This window comes from Devosia sp., from assembly GCF_030689745.1.
GTDB lineage: Bacteria > Pseudomonadota > Alphaproteobacteria > Rhizobiales > Devosiaceae > Devosia > Devosia alba.
In genome coordinates this window covers 1-21363 of the sequence record NZ_JAUYGL010000225.1, presented here as the reverse complement: position 1 = coordinate 21363, position 21363 = coordinate 1, and the positions used below count along the sequence as shown (strand labels likewise).

Below are 21363 nucleotides of genomic sequence, written 5' to 3'. Positions count from 1 at the left end.
TTTGGAGGAGGAGATAAATATGAACCTGAATGCGCCCACCCAAATGGTGTTTATCATCGCCGTAGTACTCGCCCTCGTCGCACTCATCGGTTACTTCATGCCGACGATTGCGATCATCGGCGTCTATTCGTTCTGGATCATGACGGTGGCCTTTATCGTATTGGCCGCCGGCGTGATGTTCCGCGGCGCCTGACAAACGATTGGACCGACCAGGGGTCCTGGCCGGTCCGCCTTGCGCAAGCTTGCGGCGCAGCCGCAACGGCGGCAGAGTGGCGCCATGCGTACGCTCCTGTTTGTCCTATTCGCCTTGCTGAGCCTGCCTGCCTTCGCGCAGGGCGGGGACCGTTATGACAATGCGCGCTTTGGCTACAGCATTAGCGTGCCGGCCGGCTTTGTTGGACAGGGCGAGAGCGACAATGGTGACGGGCAGCACTTTGCCCTGCCCGGCCGCGCCATCACGCTCAGCGTCTGGGGCGGCTGGCTGGATAATTTTGACAGCGAAGTAGCCGCGCGCATGGCGCAGGACGCCACCGCAGGCTGGAACCAGACCTATCAGGCCGTCACGCCGCGCTGGGCCAGTTGGTCGGCCATCGCTGGCGGGCAAATTCTCTACCAGCGGATGATCCTGCTCTGCGACGGCCAGAGCTACGCCGCCTTCCGCGCCGAATATGGCGTGCGCGACCGAGCCGAGATGGACCCGGTCATTGAGCAACTGGCCGTGTCGCTGCGCGGGAGCGGCTGCTAGAACTCGATACCGACCTGTGCCTTCACGCCGGCGCGGAAGTGATGCTTGATCTCGGTCATTTCGGTGACCAGATCAGCGATCTCGATCAGCTCGTCCTTGGCATTGCGACCGGTGACGATGACATGGGTATCGACCGGCTTGTTGCTGAGGAATTCCACCACTTCGGCGATCGGCAGATAGTCGTAGCGCAGGCAGATATTGAGCTCGTCGAGCAGCACCATCTTGTAGCTGGGGTCCATGATCAGCGTCTTGGCATGCTCCCAGGCCTTGCGGGCGGCGGCCAGATCGCGCTGGCGGTCGGCAACGTCCCAGGTAAAACCCTCGCCCATGGCGTTGATGGTGACCAGCTCGGGGAATTTGAGCAGCACATCACGCTCGCCAGTTTCCCAGGCGCCCTTGACGAACTGCACCACACCGACCTTGAAACCATGGCCGAGGGCGCGGAATACCATGCCGAAGGCAGCGGTCGACTTTCCCTTGCCCTTGCCGGTATGGACAATGAGCAGGCCCTTTTCCTGGGTCTTGGTGGCCAGGATCTTGTTACGCGCCTCGCGCTTCTTGCGCATCTTCTCGGCGTGATAGGCGTCGCGTTCCGCCTCGGTCATCAGGTCGGTTTTCTTGGCGGGTCTGGCTGGTGTATCGGCGGGGTTTTCGGTCATGGGGCATCCTCCAGAAAAGCGTAGGCGGAGTTGGAGCGCGGGGTCCAGAGACCGCGCTGGCGGGCGTCGTTGAATTTGGCGATCAGCTCGTCATAGCCGTAGCGGTTGGCGGTCTGGATGAAATCGCGGGTGGCGTCATCCTCGACGAAAGCCTCGAAGGCCAGATCAAAATGGTGCGTCTTGACAGCGCCCGTGGTGGCGGCGAAGGCGAACATGAAATCGACGGTGGCGATGATTTCGAAGGCGCCGCGATAGCCGTGGCGCTTGACGCCATTGAGCCATTTTGGATTGACCACGCGGGATCGCATGACGTGGCTGATTTCTTCCTCGAGCGTGCGGATAAGCGGCCGCTCGGGGCGGGAATGGTCGTTGTGATAGGCGGCAGGTCTTAGCCCGGTCAGCGACTCGGCCGCGGCGGAAAGCCCACCTTCGAACTGGTAGTAGTTATCGCTGTCGAGCAGGTCGTGCTCGCGATTGTCCTGATTGTGGATCACCGCGTCGATGTCGGAGAGGCGAGCGGCGAAGCGGTCGCGTTCGGGTGTGCCACTGGCCTGGGCGCCATAGGCGTATTGGCCCCAGTCGAGCGCCCGCTTGCCCAGATCGGCCTTGCTGGCCCAGTTGCCAGAATCGATCAGCGCATTGAGGCCGGCGCCGTAGGTGCCTGGCTTTGAACCGAAAATCCGGTGTCCGGCGGCCAGTCCAGCCTCAGCCTGGCTCTGTCCCTCGGCCATCAGGCCGAGCGCGTCGGTGCGCATGCGGGCGGCAATGGGGTTGTCGTCGGTGGGCTCATCGAGCGCCCCGATGGCGCGGATGGCGCGGTCGAACAAGGCGATCTGGGCGGGAAAGGCGTCGCGGAAAAAGCCGGAAATGCGCAGGGTAACGTCGACGCGGGGGCGGCCCAGCCTGGGCAGGGGGATGATCTCGTAGCCCGAGACGCGCAGCGAGCCGGGATCCCAGACGGGCCTGGCGCCGATCAGCGCCAGCGCCTGGGCAATATCGTCGCCGCCGGTGCGCATATTGGCCGTGCCCCAGACCGAAAGAGCGACCGAGCGGAGATGGTGGCCATGGTCCTGCAAGTGGCGGAGGACCAGGCTTTCGGCGGACTTTTTGCCGAGATCCCAAGCCGTCGGGGTGGGCACGGCGCGGTTGTCGAGCGAGAAGAAATTACGGCCGGTAGGGAGTACGTCGAGCCGGCCGCGCGAGGGGGCGCCGGAGGGACCGGGGGCGATGAATTTGCCATCCAGTCCATCGAGCAAGGCCTGGATTTCGGCGGGACCGGAGGCGGCCAGACGGGGGCGAATAATGGTTTGCACGGTGTTGAGCACGGCGGCAGTGGCGGTCCAGGCGGGGTCGGGTATGCGGGCACCGGTGACCAGATCGGCGGCGATGGCTTCGAGAAGTTCGACGACGTCGCCCTGAGTGCGCAGTCCCCCACCCTCGGTCCCTCCCCACAAGGGGGAGGGAGGCGATGGAGCGTTGCTCCGTGGCACCACTTCAGTATCCCGCAGGGCAGGCTTCCCTCCCCCTTGTGGGGAGGGAGTGAGGGTGGGGGTAGGCCCCGTCCATGGATTGCCGAGTTTGGCTGTCAGCGGATCAAAACCAAGCTTGAGATCATCGGCAAGGGCGCGGATCAGCGAATTTTCCCCGGCCCCGTCGCCGCGCGGGACGCGGGCCAAAGCAACGATGAGGTCGCGCTGCAGATCGCCCTGCGGCGACTGACCGAAAATATGCAGGCCGTCGCGGATCTGGGCTTCCTTGAGGTCGCAGAGGAAGTTGTCGATCTTGATCAGCGCCTCGGTCTCGTCCTCGGGCAGGCCGATATCGCGGTCGAGCCGGCTGTCACGGGTGAAATCGAGAATACGGCGCCTGAGATCGGCGAGGCGGCGGCGGTCCATACCGGCGGCGGCGTAGTATTCGTCGAGCAGGGCTTCGAGGTCCTTGAGCGGACCATAGGTTTCCGCCCGGGTGAGCGGAGGCACCAGATGATCGATGATCACCGCGCCGCTGCGCCGCTTGGCCTGGGTGCCCTCGCCGGGGTCGTTGACGATGAAGGGATAGAGATGGGGCAACTGGCCCCAGAGCGCGTCGGGGTAGCTGGCTTCGTCCAGCGCCGTGGCCTTGCCGGGCAGCCATTCGAGCGTGCCGTGCTTGCCATTATGGATCAGCGCGTGGGCGCCGAACTCGTGGCGCAGCCAGAGATAGGCGGCGAGATAGGCATGCGGCGGGACCAGGGCGGGATCGTGATAGCTGGCGGTTTCATCGAGATGATAGCCGCGGGCGGGCTGCAGCAGGGTGGCGACATTGCCAAAGATCAGCGCGGGCAGATGAAAGCTGTCGCCACGCGCGAAGGGATCTGTGGCGGGGTCGCCCCAGCGGGCGGTGACCTCGACGCGGATTTTTTCCGGCAGGGTCGCGAAGAGTTCGGCGTAGCGGCCCAAGGTGAGCGTGGCGGGGGATTGACCACGCGCGGGATCGGCGTTGGTGGGGCCAGATTGGAGGGCGGTGATGAGCGATTGGGCGTCAACGGGTGGCCCCCCTCCCCCTTGAGGGGAGGAAGTGGGGGGCGTTGTCGTGTAACCCGCACTTTCAAGCATCCGCAGCATGCGCACGGTCGACTCGGGCGCGTCATAGCCGACGCCATTGGCGAGGCGGCCGTCGCGGATGGGGTAGTTGGCGAGGACGAGGGCGATGCGGCGGTGGGCGCGCGAAGTGGCGCGCAGGCGGGACCAGTTGGCGGCGAGGCTGGCGGCGCGGGCAATGCCGGCATGGTCGGGGGCGTAGGCGGTCAGGGGGATCTGGCAGCGCTCGTGCCAGACGGCATCGGCGCGGTGGCCGACGATCAGGCCGGCCAGGCGGCCATCGATTTCAGGCATGACCAGGAACATCGCCATATCCTTGGAGCTCAGCCCTTGGCTATCGGCCAGCCATTGGGCCTCGGAGCGACCGGACTGGATCAGCTGGATCACCGGAGCGTCGGTGCCGGCAAAGGGGTTGGCCTTGGCGTCGAGACCATCGATGCCCAGCGCAAAGCCGGTCAAATTGAGGATCGCCGATGGCGCGGTATTACCCAGCACCTGCTGCACAAAGCGGACGCAGGCGGCTTCCTTGAGCGAGGAAACCAGCAGGGGCACGGGGGCGAGGCCCTGCGCCAGCAGTTCGGCTATGAGCGCTTCGATGGTGGCGGTGCCGGCGCCTTCGAGCGCGGCGCGGTAGAACAGGATGGGGACGTGGGCGGGCTTGTGGCCGGGCGGCAGGCAGAGGGTGGCGCGGATGCTGTCCTGGTCGGTGACACCGAGGCCGGGATACCAGAGGCCGAAGCGGGCGAAGGGTTGGGGAGCCAATGAAGAAAGAACCCCCTCATCCGCCCCTGGGCCCCCTTCTCCCACAAGGAGAGAAGGTGATCCGGTGGTTGACGGTGATGGTGGACCGGCAGTTGCCAGGCGGGCGAAGGCAGGCAAAATCAAATCGGCATTGTCGGGGCCGCCGGCGATGAACAGGCTGTGCAGGCGGCTCCAGTCGTCTGGGTGGATGGTGGAGCGCGATTGCAGGATGGGGTCGGGATTGGCGTCGCCGGGCAGCAGGGCCAGCGGGATCCTGCGGTTGGCGCAGAGCGCGGTCAGTTCGTCGACGCCATACTGGAAATAAGCCGCACCACCGATCAGGCGCAGCACGACGAGACGGGCGTGGGCCACGGTCTGTTCGAGCCACAGATCGACCGAGAGATTATTGGAGAGGCGCAGGGTATTGGCGAGGCGCAACTCGTCCTCGCCAGCGCGATCGGCTGCGGCGGCCAGCATGGAGAGTTCGCTATCGGCCGAAGAGGCAAAAACCAGCGCGCCGGGGCGCTGGGCGAGATCGATGGCCTCGCCCTCCTGCTGGATGGCGCCGGCCTGGGCCGATAGGAGGTGCATCAGCAGATCTCTTTCGACTTGATGCGGATCAAATGGCGCTGCAGTGCAGTCGTGCAATGATCGAGCATGCACAGGATCCTCACCATCGCCGCACGCGCGGTCGCCATTCTCGGCATCGGCTTCATTTCGATGTTTGCGTTGGACGTTTTCGGCATGGACGCGCCGCCGCTGCAACTCGCGCTGGGCCTGTTCATGCACCTGCTGCCAAGCGTCGTCCTCGTGGCGGTTCTGGCGATCGGCTGGCGATGGCCACTCGTGGGTGGCGCGCTGTATCTCGTGGTGGCCGCGCTGCCCATGCTGCTTCTCTCCAATCCATTCTGGGTCAACGCAATGCTTGCGGGCCCCTTCGCGCTGGCGGGCGTCTTGTTCACCACGGCGGCGCTCACCCGCGAGGCAGGCGGGGGCTAGGCCTTCTTGAGGAACTCGGTGCGCAGAACCAGGCCCTTGACCTTTTCGGCATTGCACTCGATTTCGGCGGTGTCATCGGTCAGGCGGATGTTCTTGACCAGCGTGCCGCGCTTGAGCGTCACTGACGTGCCTTTGACCTTGAGGTCCTTGATCAGGGTAACGGCGTCACCATCATTGAGCTGGGTGCCGTTGGAGTCTTTGGTGATTTCGGTCATGGTTTTTCCTTGGTTGGATGCCCCTACCTAACCTCCCCCTATAGGGTGAGGATTCGGATAGGGGCCGGGCTGGGATCAGGCGGCGACGGCGAGCGCCCGTTGCAGACTGGCGGTGATGGCAGCGCGATCAAGCGGGCTTTCACCGATGACGACGAGGGCCGTGTCGCGGGTTTCGCCAGCTTTCCACGGGCGGTCGAAATAGGCAGTGACGCGTGGGCCGACCGCCTGGATCGCCAGGCGCGCGGTAGCGCCGGGAACTGCGGCAAAGCCTTTGAGGCGCAGTACATCGTGATCGCGAATGGTGGTTTCGATGATAGCGAGCAGTTCATCCTTGCCGGCAATGGCGGGCAGGCGGATCGAGAAGCTGTCGAAGTCATCGTGTTCATGCGGCTCGCCTTCATGTTCCAGCTCATGGTGGCTCGGGCGGTTGGCGATGTCGTCTTCCGAACCCATGCCCAGGCCCAGCAGCGCGGTGATGTCGACATTGCCATTGCTGGCGCGAATGACGCCGACGCCGGGGCGCAGTTCGGCCCGGATATTGGCCTCTACCTTGTCGAGCATGGCGGCGTCGAGCAAATCGGCCTTGTTGATGACGACGAGGTCGGCCACCGAGAGCTGATCTTCAAACAGCTCACCCAGCGGGGTCTCGTGATCGAGCATTTCATCCTGACGGCGCAGCGCGTCAACTGCGGCTTCGTCAGAAGCGAAACGCCCCTCGGCCAGCGCCGAAGCGTCTGCGACAGTGACAATGCCATCAATGGTCACCTGCGCCTTGATCTCGGGCCAGTTGAAGGCGCGGATCAGGGGTTGCGGCAGCGCGAGACCCGACGTTTCGATAATGATGTGATCGAATTTTTCCGGGCGGGCGAGCAGGGCCTGCATGGTGGGGATGAACTCATCGGCCACGGTGCAGCAGATGCAGCCATTGGAGAGCTCGATCATATCCTCTTCGCGGCAGGTTTCATCGCCGCAACCGGCCAGAATGTCCTTGTCGACGCCGAGATCACCAAACTCGTTGATGATCAGCGCGATACGTTTGCCCTTGGGGGCGTGCGCCAGCAGATGGCGCACAAGGGTGGTCTTGCCGGCGCCGAGAAAGCCGGTGATGACGGTGGTGGGGATCTTGCTGGTCATAGGGTGGCTCCTGCCGGAATGGCGGCGTGGCGGACGGCAAAAACATCATTGAGCTTGCCGAAGACGGTGCCGAGAACAAGCCAGAACACCAGGGCCGTTCCCAGTGTGGTGGCCGCGAATTCGGTGGCCAGATGGGCCGGGACAGCACTCGGCTCATCGGGGGCGAGTGGGGCGCCGATGATGTGGGGGATGACAACCAGCGCAATGGCAACGGCAAAGGCCCAGCTGGCTTGGGTTTTGGCGAGCAGCAGGCAGGCGGCACCGGTGGCCAGGGCCGTGCCGGCCCACCAGACCTGGCGAGCCATCAGATCGCCTGCCGGCATGCCGGGCAGTTCGGGCGCCAGGCCAAAGGCGGGGGCCAGCGAAAAGGTGATGAAGCCGGCAATGCCCCAGAGGAAGCCATTGGCGAAGGTGATCGGGATGCCAGCGAACATCGAGATGGCGCCGATGAGCAGCGCGAAGCCGGCGGCAGCGAGCACACTCGCCAGCGTCGTATAGGCGGTACGCTCGAAACCATCCTGTGGCGCCCATTCCTCGGGCGCGGCCGAAGTGGTGGCGGCGGCATCATCATGACTATGGGCGGCGGTGCCTTCGGCATGGTCGTGCTCAGTGGTGACCGCGACGGCGGCTTCGCCATGGCTGTGGCCACCTTCACCCTCAAAGGTTTCGGCATGCAGGATAAGCGGGGTGACGCGGAAATGCTGGATTGCGGCCGTGGCCAAGCCAGCACAAAGCGCTGCGACAAGCGCAGCAGCAAACAGATTGCGGATCATGTCAGTTCTCTCGTTGTTGCTGGCCTGCCTTAGTGGCAGGGGAAACCCATGGCGTGGCGGGCATCGTGCGCGCCATTGTGCAGGCGATAATCACCGGCAAAGCCAGTGCCAACCAGAAGGGTCAGGCCGAGCATGAGCGCCAGGGCACCAGCGATCAGACGCTGGGATATCGAGAGAGACTGAAGGCCAGTCGCAGTGTTGATTGTCGTATTGGTCGTCAAATTCATGGCAGCACCCTCCGTGCGCGGAATGATTAGGCCGTCTGGCCCGGTGGTGTGCCGGCAGGTCTCCTGGCTCGCGGTGAGGATAGCCCTCTCGCCTTCCCGGCTTGCGCCAGTGGCATCGTGAGAGAGCGCACCGCTTACAGTTGCGGGGGCAGCCACGGTCTTGCGCCCTGATGGGTACGTCGCACCGTGTTCCCTTGTCCAACCCGTCGCGCAGGGCATGATGCGATGCGCATTGGGCTGGATTATCCCTCCGGCACAACGGCCTTCGGGAACCAACACGAGAACTGGTGTGCCACCAAACTGGCCAAACTGCAATGTCTGGCAGCGCCGATGATCGGAAAACGCCGGAACGGTCAAGCCTGCGGATGGCGCCAAGGGGCAAATTGACCGCGGCGGCGGCGGTCGACTCGCTATAATTCAGGACCAAGCAAGGAGACGATGATGAAGCCGATCAAATTCAGCCGCGAGGAAACCAAGGCCATCGTGGGCGAAATCCAGGACTATTTCCACCACGAGCTGGATCAGGAGATCGGCGCCATTCCGGCGGAGATGCTGATGAGCTTTTTCGTCGACAAGATGGGAGCCTATTTTTACAACCGCGGCGTCTATGACGCGCAGGGGTTGATCCGGGAGCGGATGGATAGCCTGACCGACGACATTTTCGGGCTGGAACAACCGACCAAGCACACGCGCTGAAAATCTGACTTTCGCACCGCCACGGCCAGCGCTAGATAGCACGGCCGGCGCAAGCTGGTTGCTGTCAGGAGAGGGCCTTGGGCTTCAACTTTGCTACCTTTGCGCCGATCGTCCTGCTGCTGGCGTCGAACATCTTCATGACCTTTGCCTGGTATGGGCATCTCAAATGGCCCGGCTCGGCGCTGTGGGCGGCGGTGCTGATCAGTTGGGGCATCGCCTTTTTCGAGTATTGGCTGGCCGTGCCGGCCAATCGGATCGGCGAAGCGGTGTACTCGCCCAGTGAACTGAAAACCATTCAGGAGGTGATTTCCCTGTCGGTGTTCGCGGTGTTCACCGTGTTCTATTTCGGCGAGAAGCTGACGCTGAACCACGGGGTCGGTTTCGCGCTGATCGGACTGGGGGCGTTCTTCATCTTCAAGGGGCCGCTGAAATAGCAGCTGAAGACGCATTGAGGGCACCCCCACCTAACCTCCCCCTGACAGGGGGAGGGACAGATTGAATAAGTGGCGAGATTTGCGGCGAACGCCGACCGGATATCTCGCCCTGTTCAGGGGGAGGCAGGGCGGGGGACCCTTAGTGCACGCTGCCTGAACCGCCGACAGCGACGATGTTGTAAGGTGCGCCGGCGACCGGAATGCTGCGTGTTGCGGTGAAGCTGGCAATGTCGATCAAGTGCACCTCGCCTGCATTGGGATCGCTAACTGCCACGACCTTGCCTGCGACGGCGATGCGCGGTCGCGGCAGGCTCCATTCGCCATCCATCGAATAAGGCTCAGTCACCGCCAGGGACTGGGTGATTTTCCCCGAGACAATATCGAGCTGGTTGAGTTGGCCGTCTTCGGTGAAGATATAGGCGAATTTGGGCTGCGCTGGATCAATGGCGAAATGCACGCGGCGGGTCGGCAGGTCCACGAGGCGGAAGGGCGCTGCTTCGGTGGGATCGATGATGGCCACTTTGTCGGCGCCATAATTACCCAGGAAGTACTGCATGCCGACGCCGCCCAGAAAGGTGGTGGACTTGCCGGCGGGCAGGCCATCATAAGACAGTTTGGTGATCTGGGGTTCGCCAGAGCCGGAGGCGATCAGCACGCCATCGCTGCAGCCAATGATTGCCATATTGCCCGAAGTGGCCTCGCCATGCAGGTCCGGACAGACATGGGTGTCGCCGACCAGATTGCCATCGGCATCGAGGATATTGAGGCCGATGCGGGGTTTTTTCTCATCATCTGCATTGGCAGACGATGTCAGTGTGTGCGCGCCCCAGGGGATCGCAACGCCGTGGTGGGAGGTGCCGCTGTCAAGCTGGGTGGCGGCGAGTTTGCCCTCGTGCGCCCATTGCTGGGCATTGAACAGGCTGATCAGACCCGACCCATCAAAAAACATGGCGGCCTTGCTACCATGCTCGACGAAATGGGCGGGCTTTTCACCGGTCAGCACGGCATCGATCAGTTCGGGATCGGAGATGGTGATATCGCCGTGATCGCCATGGTCGTCGACGGCAATGCCGCTGTCGATGGCCGAAATCTGGTTGCCTGCCCCCTGCACCGCGACGACGACACCGTCAGTGGCATAGAGGGTTGCCGGGCTGGCGAGCTGGAAGGTGGCGAGAGCGTCACCGGTTTCGAGGTCCAGCGCGGTGACTACGGGCCTGGTGTGATCGGCGATGAACAGGCGCCAAGCGGCGGCGTGGTCATCAGCCACGGTGGGAACGGTGAGGGCAGTGGCGGCAAGAAGGGGCAGGAGAAGGCGAGCGGACATAGTGTCTCCGATATGTTAGCACGTTACGTTTTGGGGGTTATGTTTTGACTATGGGGGTGGGTGTCTGCTGGATGGCAGGAGACGTCGCGGCACATGCGGCGTTACCCCTCGCGCATCCCGTTCCCATCGAGGGGGGAAGCCGCCAGTCCGGACGCCGGTGTTCATCGTCTCCTCCCCTCACGGTGAGGCATCAATTGTGGAGGTGGGCCAGGCTGAATGCCGGGGCAAGACTACCCCAGGCAGTCGACCAAGCTGGTGGCCAGGCCGCGCAGCAGATTGGGATAGAGCTCGACGCCCGACTCGAGCGCCCCGCCCTCAGGGTCCAGCGTGCCGGATTTCGCAGTGCTGCCTTCGGTGATGGCGCTGATGATGGTGGGCGGGAAGTTGGGCTCGGCAAAGACGCAGGTGGCGCCCAGGTCGGCAATCGTGGCCTTGAGCTCATCAATGCGGGCGGCGCCGGGCATGGTATCGGGCGTCACGGTGATCGAGCCGGCCAGGTTGAGGCCAAAGCGGGCCTCGAAATACTGATAGGCGTCGTGAAAGACGATGAAGGGCTTGTCCTTGACCGGGGCCAGCGTGGCGGCAATTTCGGCTTCGAGAGCGTCGAGGCTGAGCAGTTGGGCTTCGGCATTGGCCTGGTAGCGCGCGGCGTTTTCCGGGTCGGTATCAGCCAGCGTGGTGGCGATGTGGGTGACCATCAGCTTGGCGTTTTGCGGATCGAGCCAGAAATGCATGTCGCCTTCGCCATGCTCGTCGTGATCGGCGTGGTCGTGATCATCCTCGGCAGCGTGGTCGTGGTCTTCGTCCTCGTGGAGGTGCGGCTCAAAGGCGCCGCCTTCGCGGACGGGCAATAGCGTAATGCCGGGAGCTTCCGCGAGCTCAACGATGATCGCCCCGGTCGAGAGCGTCTCTAGCGCATCACCCAGAAACAACTCCATGTCGTGCCCGGTCCAGAATACGATGTCCGCACTCTCCAATGCGCTGGCGTCGGAGGGCTTGAGCGCATAGGTGTGCGGCGAGGCGGCACCCTTGACAATCAGTGTTGGCTCGCCAACTCCCGCCATGACAGCGGCGACCAGAGAATGCACCGGCTTGATCGAGGCGACGACGCTGGGCATCGCCCAGGCGCTCGTGGCGCTCAACAAGGTCGCGGTGAGCAGGGCAAGGGGAGCGAGCAGTTTCATCGGCTTGGCCTCATCATGGTAGCGGAGAGTTTGTGCGTAATGTTATGTTATTACGCTTGCGGGGATGTTATGCTATAACGTATTGCAAGACGTCAAGAGGCAATGGATGGATGCGGTGGCAAAAAAAGAAAACCTGATTACGCTGGTCGGGGCGGGCGTAGTGCGCGGCGGCCGCACGCTGGTCAGCGGCGTCGACCTCACCATTGCGCGCGGCGAAATCGTCACACTGATCGGCCCGAACGGCTCAGGAAAATCGACCACGGCCAAGCTGGCGACGGGGGTGCTCAAGCCCAGCATGGGAACGGTGACGCGTCGGCCCGGTCTCAGAATCGGCTATGTGCCACAAAAGCTCAACATTGACTGGACACTGCCACTGACCGTGGAACGGCTGATGACCCTGACCAGGCATTTTTCGTCCCCCGAGATCATGGCTGCGCTCGAAGCGGTGGGCGCGGCGCGCCTGCTCAAGGCGCCGGTGCAGGAACTTTCGGGAGGAGAATTCCAACGCGTACTGTTTGCCCGCGCCATGATCCGCCAGCCTGATCTGCTGGTGCTGGACGAGCCGGTGCAGGGCGTGGATTTTTCGGGGGAGGTGGCGCTGTATGAACTGGTACGGCAGATCCGCGACACCTCGCACAGCGGCATTCTGATGATCAGCCACGATCTGCATGTGGTGATGGCCGAAACCGATACGGTGATCTGCCTGAACGGCCATGTCTGCTGCCGCGGCACGCCTTCGGCGGTGCAGAACAGCCCGGAGTATCTGCGGTTGTTCGGCGAGCGGGCATCTGGGGCGTTGGCGCTGTATCAGCACCATCACGACCATGAGCATCACGATGATGGCTGCGTGGTGGTTGACGGGCATTCGCATACGCATGAGCACCATGAAGGGCATTCGCATGGGTGAGCCGATTTCTTTGATGTGCCTCGGGACCCCCTCCTCCCAAGAGAAAGGGGTGCACAACAGCACGGCATTTTCAGTTTGGGCCTCCATCCCCCCTGTGGGGAGAGCCGGGGTGCGGGTCGCCAGGGAGCAAAACCATGTTCGGTGACTACTTTTCACGGGCGCTGATTGCGGGCGTCGGGCTGGCGCTGGTGAGCGGACCGCTGGGCTGCTTTGTGGTGTGGCGGCGGATGGCCTATTTCGGCGACACCATGGCGCATTCGGCGCTGCTGGGCGTGGCGCTGTCGATCATCTTGTCGATGAACATGACGCTGGGCGTGTTTGCCGTGGCCGTATTGGTGGCTGGGGCGCTGATCGTGCTGCAGCGGCAGGCGACGCTGTCGACCGATGCGCTGCTGGGCATTCTGAGCCATTCGACGCTGGCGGTGGGCCTGGTGCTGGTGGGGTTTCTGACCACGGTGCGAATTGACCTGATGGGGTTTCTGTTCGGCGATATTCTGGCGGTGTCGGTGCAGGACATTGCCATCATCTATGGTGGCGGCATCGCCATTCTGGCAATTCTGGTGCTGAGCTGGCGGCCGCTGCTGGCCTCTACGGTGAGCCCGGAACTGGCCGAGGCCGAGGGGCTGCGGCCCGAGACGAGCCGGCTGGTGCTGATGATCCTGATGGCCAGCGTCATTGCCATCGCGATGAAGCTGGTGGGGGTGCTGCTGATCACCTCGCTGCTGATCATTCCGGCCGCGACGGCGCGCCGGCTGAGTTCGACGCCGGAAATGATGGCCGTGGTGGCGGCGGTGCTGGGGGCCATTGCGGTGGTCGGCGGGCTGTTTGGCTCGCGCACCTGGGACACCGCGTCAGGTCCATCCATCGTGGTGATGGCCCTGGTTATATTTTTGCTGTCGTTGACAATCCCCGTCACGCGGCTGTTTGGCAGAAAGGTTCCGCATGGCACATAATCACGCTGTTCCTGGCGATCTGACGCGCAATCAGGGTCTGGTGCTGGGGGCACTCAACTCATCGGGCGCGCCGCTGAGCGCCTATGACATTCTCGATGCGCTGCGGGCCGATGGGTTGCGGGCACCGTTGCAGGTATATCGCGCGCTCGACAAGCTGGTCGAACGCGGCCTGGCGCACCGGCTGGAATCGCTGAATGCTTTTGTGGCCTGCGCCGATGAGCACTGCGACCGCAAGCAACTGACGGCCTTTGCCATCTGCACCAATTGCGGCAAGGTGGATGAGTTTACCGATGCGGTGATTGAGGACCGGCTGGGCGAGTGGGCGGGGGCCAGAAGCTTCAAGATCGAGCGCACCACCATGGAAATCCGTGGCAAATGCGGGCAGTGCGCGGCACTGGCCTGAGTGGCGGCAATTTCCGTGCGTCCACAGGTGACTCGAAGCGCCAAAGTCAGCTAGCCTGCACCCGGTCCCAATCTGGCAGATATGGCAAGTGCAGGGAGAGCGCCATGAATCCATCGGAACAAATCGATCAGGCCATCGACGCGTTGGCGGACTGGCGGGGCGAGATGCTGGCCAGGGTGCGACGGTGCATTGTCGGGGCTGACCCTGAAATCGTCGAGGACTGGAAGTGGATGGGCAGCCCGGCCTGGTCGCGTGACGGGTTGATCGCAGTCGGTAACGCGCACAAGGCCAAGATCAAGCTGACATTTGCCTACGGCGCGCACCTGCCGGACCCCGATGGTCTGTTCAATGGACAGGACAATGGCAAGACCCGGCGCTCCATCGACATCTTTGAAGGCGATGCGCTCAATGCGGCGGCGCTGCAGACGCTGGTCCGCGCCGCCATCAGCTACAATCTGGCCAATCTGAAGAAGAACGCGAGCAAGCGCGCCACCGTTGACAAGGCAAAATGAGCCCTATGGGGTCTGATCGAAGCTCAGAAAATGTACGGCGGCGGCGCCATAGACGCGGCGGTCATCAAGGGTGAAGCCATCGGGGATGACGATCTCAGCCGTGGCACTTTCTTCAAACACCAGCGTGGCGCCGGGAGCCAGCCAACCGCCCTTGGCGAGGCCAGCAAGGGCCTGTTCGCCAAGGCCCTGGCCATAGGGCGGATCGAGAAACACCAGATCGAATTTGCCAAAAGTGCCGGTGGGGCCGAGATCGATGGCGTCGCGGCGCAGCAGCTTGGTATTGCCACCGACGCCGAAGGCCTCGATGTGGTCGCGGATCAGGCCACGGGCTTCGGCGCCCATATCGACGAAGGTGGCGTGGGCGGCACCGCGCGACAGGGCTTCAAAGCCCAGCGCACCGGTACCGGCAAACAGGTCGAGCACGCGCAAACCGTCAAACACCGGCCCCAAACGGGAAGCGAGGATGTTGAACATGGATTCACGGACGCGATCACCGGTCGGACGAATGGAATCGTCGGACGGCGAGATCAGTTGTTTGCCCTTGAACCTGCCGGCGACGATGCGCATGGCGTGATCCTTTCGATCCTTAATGAGCTCGCATCAGACCCGGACCTGGTATCTCAGGACTTCGGACGGCGCGGCGCGCCTGGACGACCACCGGCGGGACGGCCTGCGCCACCCGACGGACGACCACCGGACGGGCGACCCGGACCACCGGAAGGGCGACCACCACCGGCTGGGCGACCGGCGCCACCGGCGGGACGACCACCGCCGCCAGTTGGACGGCCAGCGCCACCGGCTGGGCCCCCAAAGGAGCGAGCGCCGGGCTTGGGCGCGCGCTGCGGCGCAGCGCCATCGCGCTTGGGATGCGGCTTGCCATCCGGACGGGTCCGGGGCTTGCCATAGGTCTTGGCCTCGGAGCCGAGATGGTCACGGCCGGGGCGCGACGCGCGGTCGGGACGATCCGAATGGGCTGGACGCGAAGGCCGCTCGGCGCGGTCGGCGTAAACCGGACGATCCCCCTCGGGACGGTAGGCCCGCACTGGCTTGTCGGAGAAGTTGCGGCCGGGGCGCTTGGCTTCGCCCTTGAAGGCCGCGCCAGCGCCGCGTTCGCTATCGGGCCGCAGACGGGGCTCGAAATTTGCGGCCGGGCGTTCGCCACCGGGCGCATCGCCACGGCGGGGACCGCGTGGGGTACCAGTGAATTCACGATCTCGCGACGGGCGAGTGCCGCCTTCGGGCCGGGCACGCGGCTCGAAACTGCGCGCCGGACGCTCACCAAAGCTGCGCTGCGGACGGTCACCGAAATCGCGCGCGGTCCGCTCTGCGGCGGGCCGACCAGCGGCGGGACGGTTACCGGCCGGACGATCGCCATAAGGCCGGGCGGGACGATCACCGTCTTCGCGACGCGGACCGCGTGGCTTGTCACCGAACGTCTTCTTGTCACCATAGGGCTTCTTGTCGCCGTAAGGTTTTTTGTCGCCATAGGGTTTCTTGTCGCCGAAGGACTTCTTGTCCCCAAACGACTTCTTGTCCCCAAACGACTTCTTCTCGCCAAAGGGCTTCTTGTCGCCGGCACCGGGTTTGCCGCCAGCGGGGCGCGGTGCCTTTTTGCCATAGTTGGCAGCGGGCTGATCATCTGGATCGCGCCATGTGGGCGCCTTGCCGAGATTCTTTTTCACAAATTCTTCCGGCGCACGGCCGTCCTCGTCAAAATGGATGTGGCGCGGTGGCGGGGCTTCTTCCTCGTCACGCGGATCAAGGCGCTTGCCGGTCGGCTTGCGCGGATCGAAGCGACCGGGACGATCCTGACGCGGCCGCTCGGCGCGGCGCTCTTCTTCGGTCTGCTCGGCGCCGTCAGTGAAGCGGAAGCGCTGGCGGGCAATTTCCACGGTATTGGTGCCGCGACCGGTCAGGCGGTCGCGGGTTGGCTTGCCTTCAAGCGCGCTGGCTTCGGGCATTTCGCTATCGAAATCGACATCGGCGGCGTCGGCCAGCTTCTTGCCGAGCTGATCGCGCAGCATCTTGGCCTTGATGGTCTCTATGCCACCAACCGGGATATCGCCGAGCTGGAACGGACCATAGCTGACGCGGATCAGCCGGTTCACTTCAAGGCCGAGCGCGCCCAGCACATTCTTGACTTCGCGGTTCTTGCCTTCGCGCAGCGCCAGCACCAGCCAGACATTGGCGCCCTGTTCGCGCTCCAGCGTGGCTTCGATGGCGCCATATTTGATGCCATCGATCTCGATGCCGTCCTTGAGCTTGTCGAGCGCCGCCTGGGTGACCGAACCGTGGGCGCGGACGCGATAGCGGCGCAGCCAGCCGGTTGCCGGCAGTTCCAGCACGCGCTTGAGACCGCCATCATTGGTCAGCAGCAGCAGGCCCTCGGTGTTGATATCGAGCCGACCGACAGTGACGACGCGCGGCAGGCCATGGGTTTCGAGGTGCTCGAAAATGGTCTCGCGGCCTTCGGGGTCCTTCTCGGTCACCACCAGGCCCGCAGGCTTGTGGTAGAGCCAGACGCGGGTGCCCTGACGGGCGGCCAGGGGGGCACCATCGACCATCACCTTGTCACGGTCGGTAACGTTGAAGGCCGGGGTCTGCACCTTCTTGCCGTTGACCACGACGCGGCCCTCGGTGATCCACACCTCTGCGTCGCGGCGGGAGCACAGCCCGGAGCGGGCTATGACCTTGGCGAGACGATCGCCGGTATCAGGTTTTGCGGGGGTGGCGTCGTTCAGTTCGCGCATTGGAGCGGGCTTTCATGTCATGCGTGACCCATTGGGGCGGCGCAGAAAGGAGAAAGCGGCCGGATCATCCAGCCGCTTTTTAGTCGCGTAAACCAGCAAGAATTCTACCGGTTGGTGATTTCTTTTTCCGTGAGCGACACGCCCGGACTGCTGATCATCGCGCCACCACTGGAGGACGAGGATTGGGCAGTCCGGCGCAGGGCCTTGCGCACCGCTTCAGGGCATTTTGGATCATTGATTGATACCAGTTCGCCGCCGGGCGTCGAGCAGACCAGTTCGGCATCACCAACGCGGGTGAAATAATCTTCGGGCGGCATGTAGAGCGGCCGCTTGGCCGTGCTGGTACGGACATCCATATTGGCAGCCCGCATGCGGGCAGTCAGCGCACGCGCTTCAGCTTCGGTCAGCGGACGACCCGACACGGAGCGCAAATCGACTACCTTGGCATTGCGCAGGCGCTGCAGATCGGCCTCGGTCAGGTTGCTCGCATCAATCTGGACAGTATCGCTGTCGGTCGGGAGTTGCGCCGCCGCGACCACGGTCGTGGGGGGCGGCAGGGCCTGGCCAGACTGGGGCAATACCAGAGGCGCCCGTGCCTGGGTCAAATCCTCCTTGGCGGCATCACCAGGAATGAGCCCGAGGCCGCGCGCGGTGGAGCTCATCACTTCCCGCTCGAAAGTGCCCGGATCGGTCAGGGCATTGGTGCCTTCCACCGTGGTGCAGGCACCCAGCGCCAGCGCCAGCACAACAGCCAACGCTACCGATCCAGCCCGGGAGGTCGCACGAAGAGCAGCCAGCTGCCCCGTCATTCCAATACGCATGAAACGTCCTTCAAGATGTCGGCGGCGCTTATAGCGCATTCTGCGGACTAAGACCAGATTCTGGCAGCAACGTGTTCACCACCCTCAGCTCACCGGTTTTCGGGTGCCGCCGAGCCCGATCAGATCGGCAATCAGCAGGATCACCCCCAAGGTAATGGCGACATCGGCAATGTTGAAGATGTAGAATGACCAGTCACCCCAGTGAAGATGGAAAAAGTCCGCCACCGCGCCGTAGATCAGCCGATCAACGGCATTGGAAAGCGCGCCGCCAATGCACAACGCCAGACCCATGCGGATCATCGCTGAATCGGCGCGGACCCACCAGATCGACAGCGCCACGATCGCCACCATCATGATCACGCCCAGACCCCAGACCGGCAGACTATCAAGCAGGCCATAGGACACGCCGGTGTTCCACACCAGCACATAGTCAAAGAAATCGGTGACCCGCACAATCTCCCCGCCGCGCCAGCCGGTCATGGCGAAGGGGACGTAGCTGACGAAAATCTCAACGCAGGGCGCGGCACCAATGGCAATGCACTCGGCTGCTACATGAAAGGCCTTGTGCGCCCGGTCCAGCCCGAACGCCAGGATGGCCAGGGTGAGGGAGAAGTAGACCGAGGGGTGGAAGAGCGATTTCAGGTTCATCGAGCAATTGCTCCTTCGTGCCGTCTCCCCTTGCGGGAGAAGATGGCGCCCAGCGCCGGATGAAAGGTCAGCGATGGATGCAAGCCCCCTCACCCGCCCTTCGGGCACCCCCTCCCGCAGGGGGAGAGGGCGATGGAGCCTACGGCTCCTGCTTCAAAGCCCGGCGGCGGTGCGTTCGCGCAGGGCCTGGGCGTCGCGCGGCGATACATCGGGGTAGTCCGGATCAGAACCGACCTCGGGCAGCACCCGCCAGGAGCGGGCGCAACGTTTGCCTTGCGCCAGGCCGGGCAGCACCGCAATGCCGGCGACGTCGTCGAGACGGAAGGCCTCGGCGGGGCCTTCGGCAGTCTCGATCGAAATGGCTGAGGTGATGGCGATTTCAGCCAGATCCTGGCCCTCAAGCGCCGTCAGATAGCGGGGGTCGGCGATGAAGACCTTTGGCGCTGCTTCCAGCGAGGAGCCGATGCGCTTTTCGCGACGCTCGATCTCCAGCGACCCGTTGACCACGCGGCGGACAGTGCGGATCAACTGCCACTTGGCGGCCAGTTCGGCATTGAGCCAGTCAGTGGGGACTTCGGGGAACAGGCGCAGATGGACCGAGGAACCCTCGCCGGGGTGCCGCTCGAGCCAGACCTCTTCCATGGTGAACACCAGGATGGGGGCCAGCCAGGCGGTCAGGCAATCGAACAGATGGTTCAATACGGTCAGCGCCGACTTGCGCTTGATCGAGGAGATCGGCTCGCAATAGAGCGCATCCTTGCGGATATCGAAGTAGAAGGCGCTCAGCTCGATGTTCATGAAATTGGTCAGCAGTGTGACGATCTTGCGATAGTCATATTCCTTGTAGGCGCCGCGCACCTGGCCATCGAGCTGGGCCAGACGATGCAGGATGACCTGTTCGAGCTCGGGCATGTCGCCGGGCTCGACCGCATCGCCGGGCTGGTAGTGCGCCAGATTGCCGAGCAGCCAGCGCAGCGTATTGCGCAGCTTGCGGTAGCTGTCGACCGTGGTCTGGATGACTTCCTTACCGAGGCGCTGATCTTCCTGATAATCGGTCGAGGCGACCCAGAGGCGCAGGATATCGGCGCCATACTGCTTGATGATATCCTGCGGGGCAACGGTATTGCCCAGCGACTTGCTCATCTTGCGGCCTTCGCCATCCATGGTGAAGCCATGCGTCAACACGCTCTCATAGGGGGCAAAGCCATTGGTGGCGCAGCTTTCGAGCAGGCTCGAATGGAACCAGCCGCGGTGCTGGTCACTGCCTTCGAGATACATAGAGGCCGGGAATTTCAGATGCGGCCATTTCTGCTTGTTGCGCAGCACCCAGGCGTGGGTGGTGCCCGAGTCGAACCAGACGTCGAGCACGTCACGGATCATTTCGTAGTCGTCGGCAGCATAGGCATCGCCGAGGAAACGCTGGGCGGCGCCGTCCTTGTACCAGGCGTCGGCACCCTCGACCTCAAAGGCGTCGGCGATGCGATGATTGACCACTGCGTCCTTGAGGATTTCTTTCGTGGCCTTGTTGACGAAAACAGTGATCGGCACGCCCCAGGCGCGCTGGCGGCTGAGCACCCAATCGGGGCGATCGGCGATCATGGCGCGCAGGCGATTCTGGCCGGCAGCGGGGTAGAATTTGGTGGCGTCGATGGCATTGAGCGCGCGGTGGCGCAAGGTGTCGCCAGCCGTGCCCTCGATATCGCGGTCCATATAGACGAACCATTGCGGGGTGTTGCGGAAGATCACCGGCTTTTTCGAGCGCCATGAATGGGGGTATTGATGCTTGACGCGACCACGGGCCACCATGGCGTTGCGCTCGGCAAGCGCGGTGATGACACGGTTATTGGCGTCGCCCTTCTTGCCGTCATCGTCGATGACGCGGGCGGGACCGCCCTCGGCATCGGGGCCGAGACCGGGCGCGTCCCTGGTATAGAAGCCATCGTCGCCGACGACATAGGGAACCTCGGTGGAGATGCCCTTTTCGGCCAGCAGGCGCGTGGAATTCATCCAGATTTCAAAGTCGTCGAGGCCATGGCCGGGTGCGGTATGGACGAAACCGGTGCCGGCATCATCGGTGACGTGATCGCCATCGAGCAGCGGGACTTCGAAATCGTAGCCGCCGCCGAGCCCGCGCAGCGGGTGGGATGTGGTAAGTGCGGCCAGCTCTTCGGCGGTCACAGTTGCGCGCTTCTCGAATGCGTCGACCTTTGCCTTGGCAAAGACTTCGGCGGCAAGCTTATCGGCAATGATGTACTTTTCACCAACCTTGGCCCAGTTCTCAGCCGGTGCCTGGGTGACCTCATAGAGGCCATATTCGATGCGGCTGGAGAAGCTGATGGCGCGGTTGGCTGGGATGGTCCAAGGCGTAGTGGTCCAGATGACAACCGAAGACTGCTTCAGTGCCGCAATATCTGCCTGTGTCTTCTCAATCACCAGCCTGTTGGTCTCGTCGGATTCGTCGGACAACGGAGTTAACATCGCTGCCAAGAAGGTCGTTGGTGACGTATCGACACCACTAACCGGGAACTTCACCCAGATCGTATCGCTCTCGTAGTCGGCATATTCGATTTCGGCTTCGGCCAGCGCGGTGCGTTCCACCACCGACCACATGACGGGCTTGGAGCCGCGATAGAGCTGGCCGCTCATCGAGACCTGCATC

General features: G+C 63.5%; 22 protein-coding genes and 1 riboswitch. Of the genes, 9 read left to right on the top strand and 13 right to left on the bottom strand.

The features are described 5' to 3' along the window. The first annotated feature begins 19 nt into the window (after positions 1 to 19). Positions 20 to 193, top strand: a complete 174-nt coding sequence (locus Q8O80_RS19735; protein ID WP_305582501.1) for a hypothetical protein — start codon at positions 20 to 22, stop codon at positions 191 to 193. A gap of 84 nt (positions 194 to 277) precedes the next feature. Then, a complete protein-coding gene (locus tag Q8O80_RS19730) occupies positions 278 to 745 on the top strand; it encodes a hypothetical protein (RefSeq protein WP_305582499.1) in 468 nt (155 codons plus the stop codon). Here Q8O80_RS19730 and cobO read toward each other — a convergent pair. Then, positions 742 to 1404: a cob(I)yrinic acid a,c-diamide adenosyltransferase gene (gene cobO / locus Q8O80_RS19725; RefSeq protein WP_305582496.1), complete on the bottom strand. Its 663-nt coding sequence runs from the start codon at positions 1402 to 1404 to the stop codon at positions 742 to 744. The two genes, Q8O80_RS19730 and cobO, sit on opposite strands and share 4 nt — an antisense overlap. After that, positions 1401 to 5315, bottom strand: coding sequence for a cobaltochelatase subunit CobN (locus Q8O80_RS19720; RefSeq protein ID WP_305582494.1), 3915 nt, complete (start codon positions 5313 to 5315; stop codon positions 1401 to 1403). Before Q8O80_RS19720 ends, cobO begins: the two co-directional genes overlap by 4 nt. A 66-nt stretch (positions 5316 to 5381) precedes the next feature. Here Q8O80_RS19720 and Q8O80_RS19715 point away from each other — a divergent pair, with 66 nt between their 5' ends. Next, positions 5382 to 5723, top strand: a complete 342-nt coding sequence (locus Q8O80_RS19715; protein ID WP_305582492.1) for a hypothetical protein — start codon at positions 5382 to 5384, stop codon at positions 5721 to 5723. On the opposite strand, the gene Q8O80_RS19710 is transcribed toward Q8O80_RS19715, so the two are convergent. The 4 genes from Q8O80_RS19710 to Q8O80_RS19695 all read right to left on the bottom strand — a co-directional run bounded on the left by Q8O80_RS19710 (position 5720) and on the right by Q8O80_RS19695 (position 8072). Next, a complete protein-coding gene (locus Q8O80_RS19710) occupies positions 5720 to 5938 on the bottom strand; it encodes an alkylphosphonate utilization protein (RefSeq protein WP_305582490.1) in 219 nt (72 codons plus the stop codon). The genes Q8O80_RS19715 and Q8O80_RS19710 overlap by 4 nt on opposite strands. Before the next feature lie 75 nt (positions 5939 to 6013). Next, complete coding sequence (gene cobW, locus Q8O80_RS19705) at positions 6014 to 7072, bottom strand: cobalamin biosynthesis protein CobW (RefSeq protein ID WP_305582487.1); 1059 nt, start codon at positions 7070 to 7072, stop codon at positions 6014 to 6016. Beyond that, positions 7069 to 7845, bottom strand: a complete 777-nt coding sequence (locus Q8O80_RS19700; protein WP_305582485.1) for a CbtA family protein — start codon at positions 7843 to 7845, stop codon at positions 7069 to 7071. Before Q8O80_RS19700 ends, cobW begins: the two co-directional genes overlap by 4 nt. Before the next feature lie 29 nt (positions 7846 to 7874). Then, entirely contained in the window at positions 7875 to 8072 is a 198-nt protein-coding gene (locus tag Q8O80_RS19695) for a CbtB domain-containing protein (RefSeq protein WP_305582483.1), read from the bottom strand. A 35-nt stretch (positions 8073 to 8107) separates the two neighbouring features. Then, positions 8108 to 8294, bottom strand: a riboswitch (cobalamin riboswitch). Between the two features lie 219 nt (positions 8295 to 8513). On the opposite strand from Q8O80_RS19695, the gene Q8O80_RS19690 reads away from it, so the two are divergent. Together Q8O80_RS19690 and Q8O80_RS19685 are read left to right on the top strand one after the other, a co-directional pair. Next, positions 8514 to 8768 (top strand): DUF2164 domain-containing protein, encoded by a 255-nt coding sequence (locus Q8O80_RS19690; RefSeq protein ID WP_305582481.1) that lies wholly within the window; start codon positions 8514 to 8516, stop codon positions 8766 to 8768. 77 nt (positions 8769 to 8845) lie between these two features. Further along, entirely contained in the window at positions 8846 to 9202 is a 357-nt protein-coding gene (locus tag Q8O80_RS19685; protein ID WP_305582479.1) for a DMT family protein, read from the top strand. A gap of 139 nt (positions 9203 to 9341) precedes the next feature. Here Q8O80_RS19685 and aztD read toward each other — a convergent pair whose 3' ends face one another. Beyond that, positions 9342 to 10526, bottom strand: a complete 1185-nt coding sequence (gene aztD / locus Q8O80_RS19680) for a zinc metallochaperone AztD (protein WP_305582477.1) — start codon at positions 10524 to 10526, stop codon at positions 9342 to 9344. A 230-nt stretch (positions 10527 to 10756) separates the two neighbouring features. After that, a complete protein-coding gene (locus Q8O80_RS19675; protein WP_305582475.1) occupies positions 10757 to 11710 on the bottom strand; it encodes a zinc ABC transporter substrate-binding protein in 954 nt (317 codons plus the stop codon). 106 nt (positions 11711 to 11816) lie between these two features. On the opposite strand from Q8O80_RS19675, the gene Q8O80_RS19670 reads away from it, so the two are divergent. The 4 genes from Q8O80_RS19670 to Q8O80_RS19655 all read left to right on the top strand — a co-directional run bounded on the left by Q8O80_RS19670 (position 11817) and on the right by Q8O80_RS19655 (position 14485). Next, the gene (locus Q8O80_RS19670) at positions 11817 to 12617 is read left to right on the top strand and encodes an ATP-binding cassette domain-containing protein (protein ID WP_305582473.1); all 801 of its coding nucleotides are present in this window, start codon (positions 11817 to 11819) and stop codon (positions 12615 to 12617) included. A gap of 134 nt (positions 12618 to 12751) precedes the next feature. Continuing rightward, positions 12752 to 13570, top strand: a complete 819-nt coding sequence (locus tag Q8O80_RS19665) for a metal ABC transporter permease (RefSeq protein ID WP_305582471.1) — start codon at positions 12752 to 12754, stop codon at positions 13568 to 13570. Next, positions 13560 to 13973, top strand: a complete 414-nt coding sequence (locus Q8O80_RS19660) for a Fur family transcriptional regulator (RefSeq protein WP_305582468.1) — start codon at positions 13560 to 13562, stop codon at positions 13971 to 13973. The genes Q8O80_RS19665 and Q8O80_RS19660 overlap by 11 nt, the downstream gene beginning before the upstream one ends. 104 nt (positions 13974 to 14077) lie before the next feature. Further along, positions 14078 to 14485 (top strand): DUF1801 domain-containing protein, encoded by a 408-nt coding sequence (locus Q8O80_RS19655; protein WP_305582466.1) that lies wholly within the window; start codon positions 14078 to 14080, stop codon positions 14483 to 14485. A 3-nt stretch (positions 14486 to 14488) separates the two neighbouring features. On the opposite strand, the gene rsmD is transcribed toward Q8O80_RS19655, so the two are convergent. From rsmD to Q8O80_RS19630, 5 genes are all read right to left on the bottom strand, one after another. Beyond that, on the bottom strand, positions 14489 to 15052 hold the full coding sequence (rsmD, locus tag Q8O80_RS19650; RefSeq protein WP_305582464.1) for a 16S rRNA (guanine(966)-N(2))-methyltransferase RsmD: 564 nt from the start codon (positions 15050 to 15052) through the stop codon (positions 14489 to 14491). Between the two features lie 53 nt (positions 15053 to 15105). Beyond that, the gene (locus tag Q8O80_RS19645) at positions 15106 to 17235 is read right to left on the bottom strand and encodes a pseudouridine synthase (protein ID WP_305582462.1); all 2130 of its coding nucleotides are present in this window, start codon (positions 17233 to 17235) and stop codon (positions 15106 to 15108) included. Between the two features lie 104 nt (positions 17236 to 17339). Beyond that, on the bottom strand, positions 17340 to 17990 hold the full coding sequence (locus Q8O80_RS19640) for a hypothetical protein (protein WP_305582460.1): 651 nt from the start codon (positions 17988 to 17990) through the stop codon (positions 17340 to 17342). A gap of 150 nt (positions 17991 to 18140) precedes the next feature. Next, on the bottom strand, positions 18141 to 18704 hold the full coding sequence (lspA, locus tag Q8O80_RS19635; protein WP_305582458.1) for a signal peptidase II: 564 nt from the start codon (positions 18702 to 18704) through the stop codon (positions 18141 to 18143). Positions 18705 to 18857: 153 nt separating this feature from the next. Further along, on the bottom strand, positions 18858 to 21363 hold a 2506-nt coding region (locus Q8O80_RS19630; RefSeq protein WP_305582456.1), incomplete at its 5' end, for an isoleucine--tRNA ligase.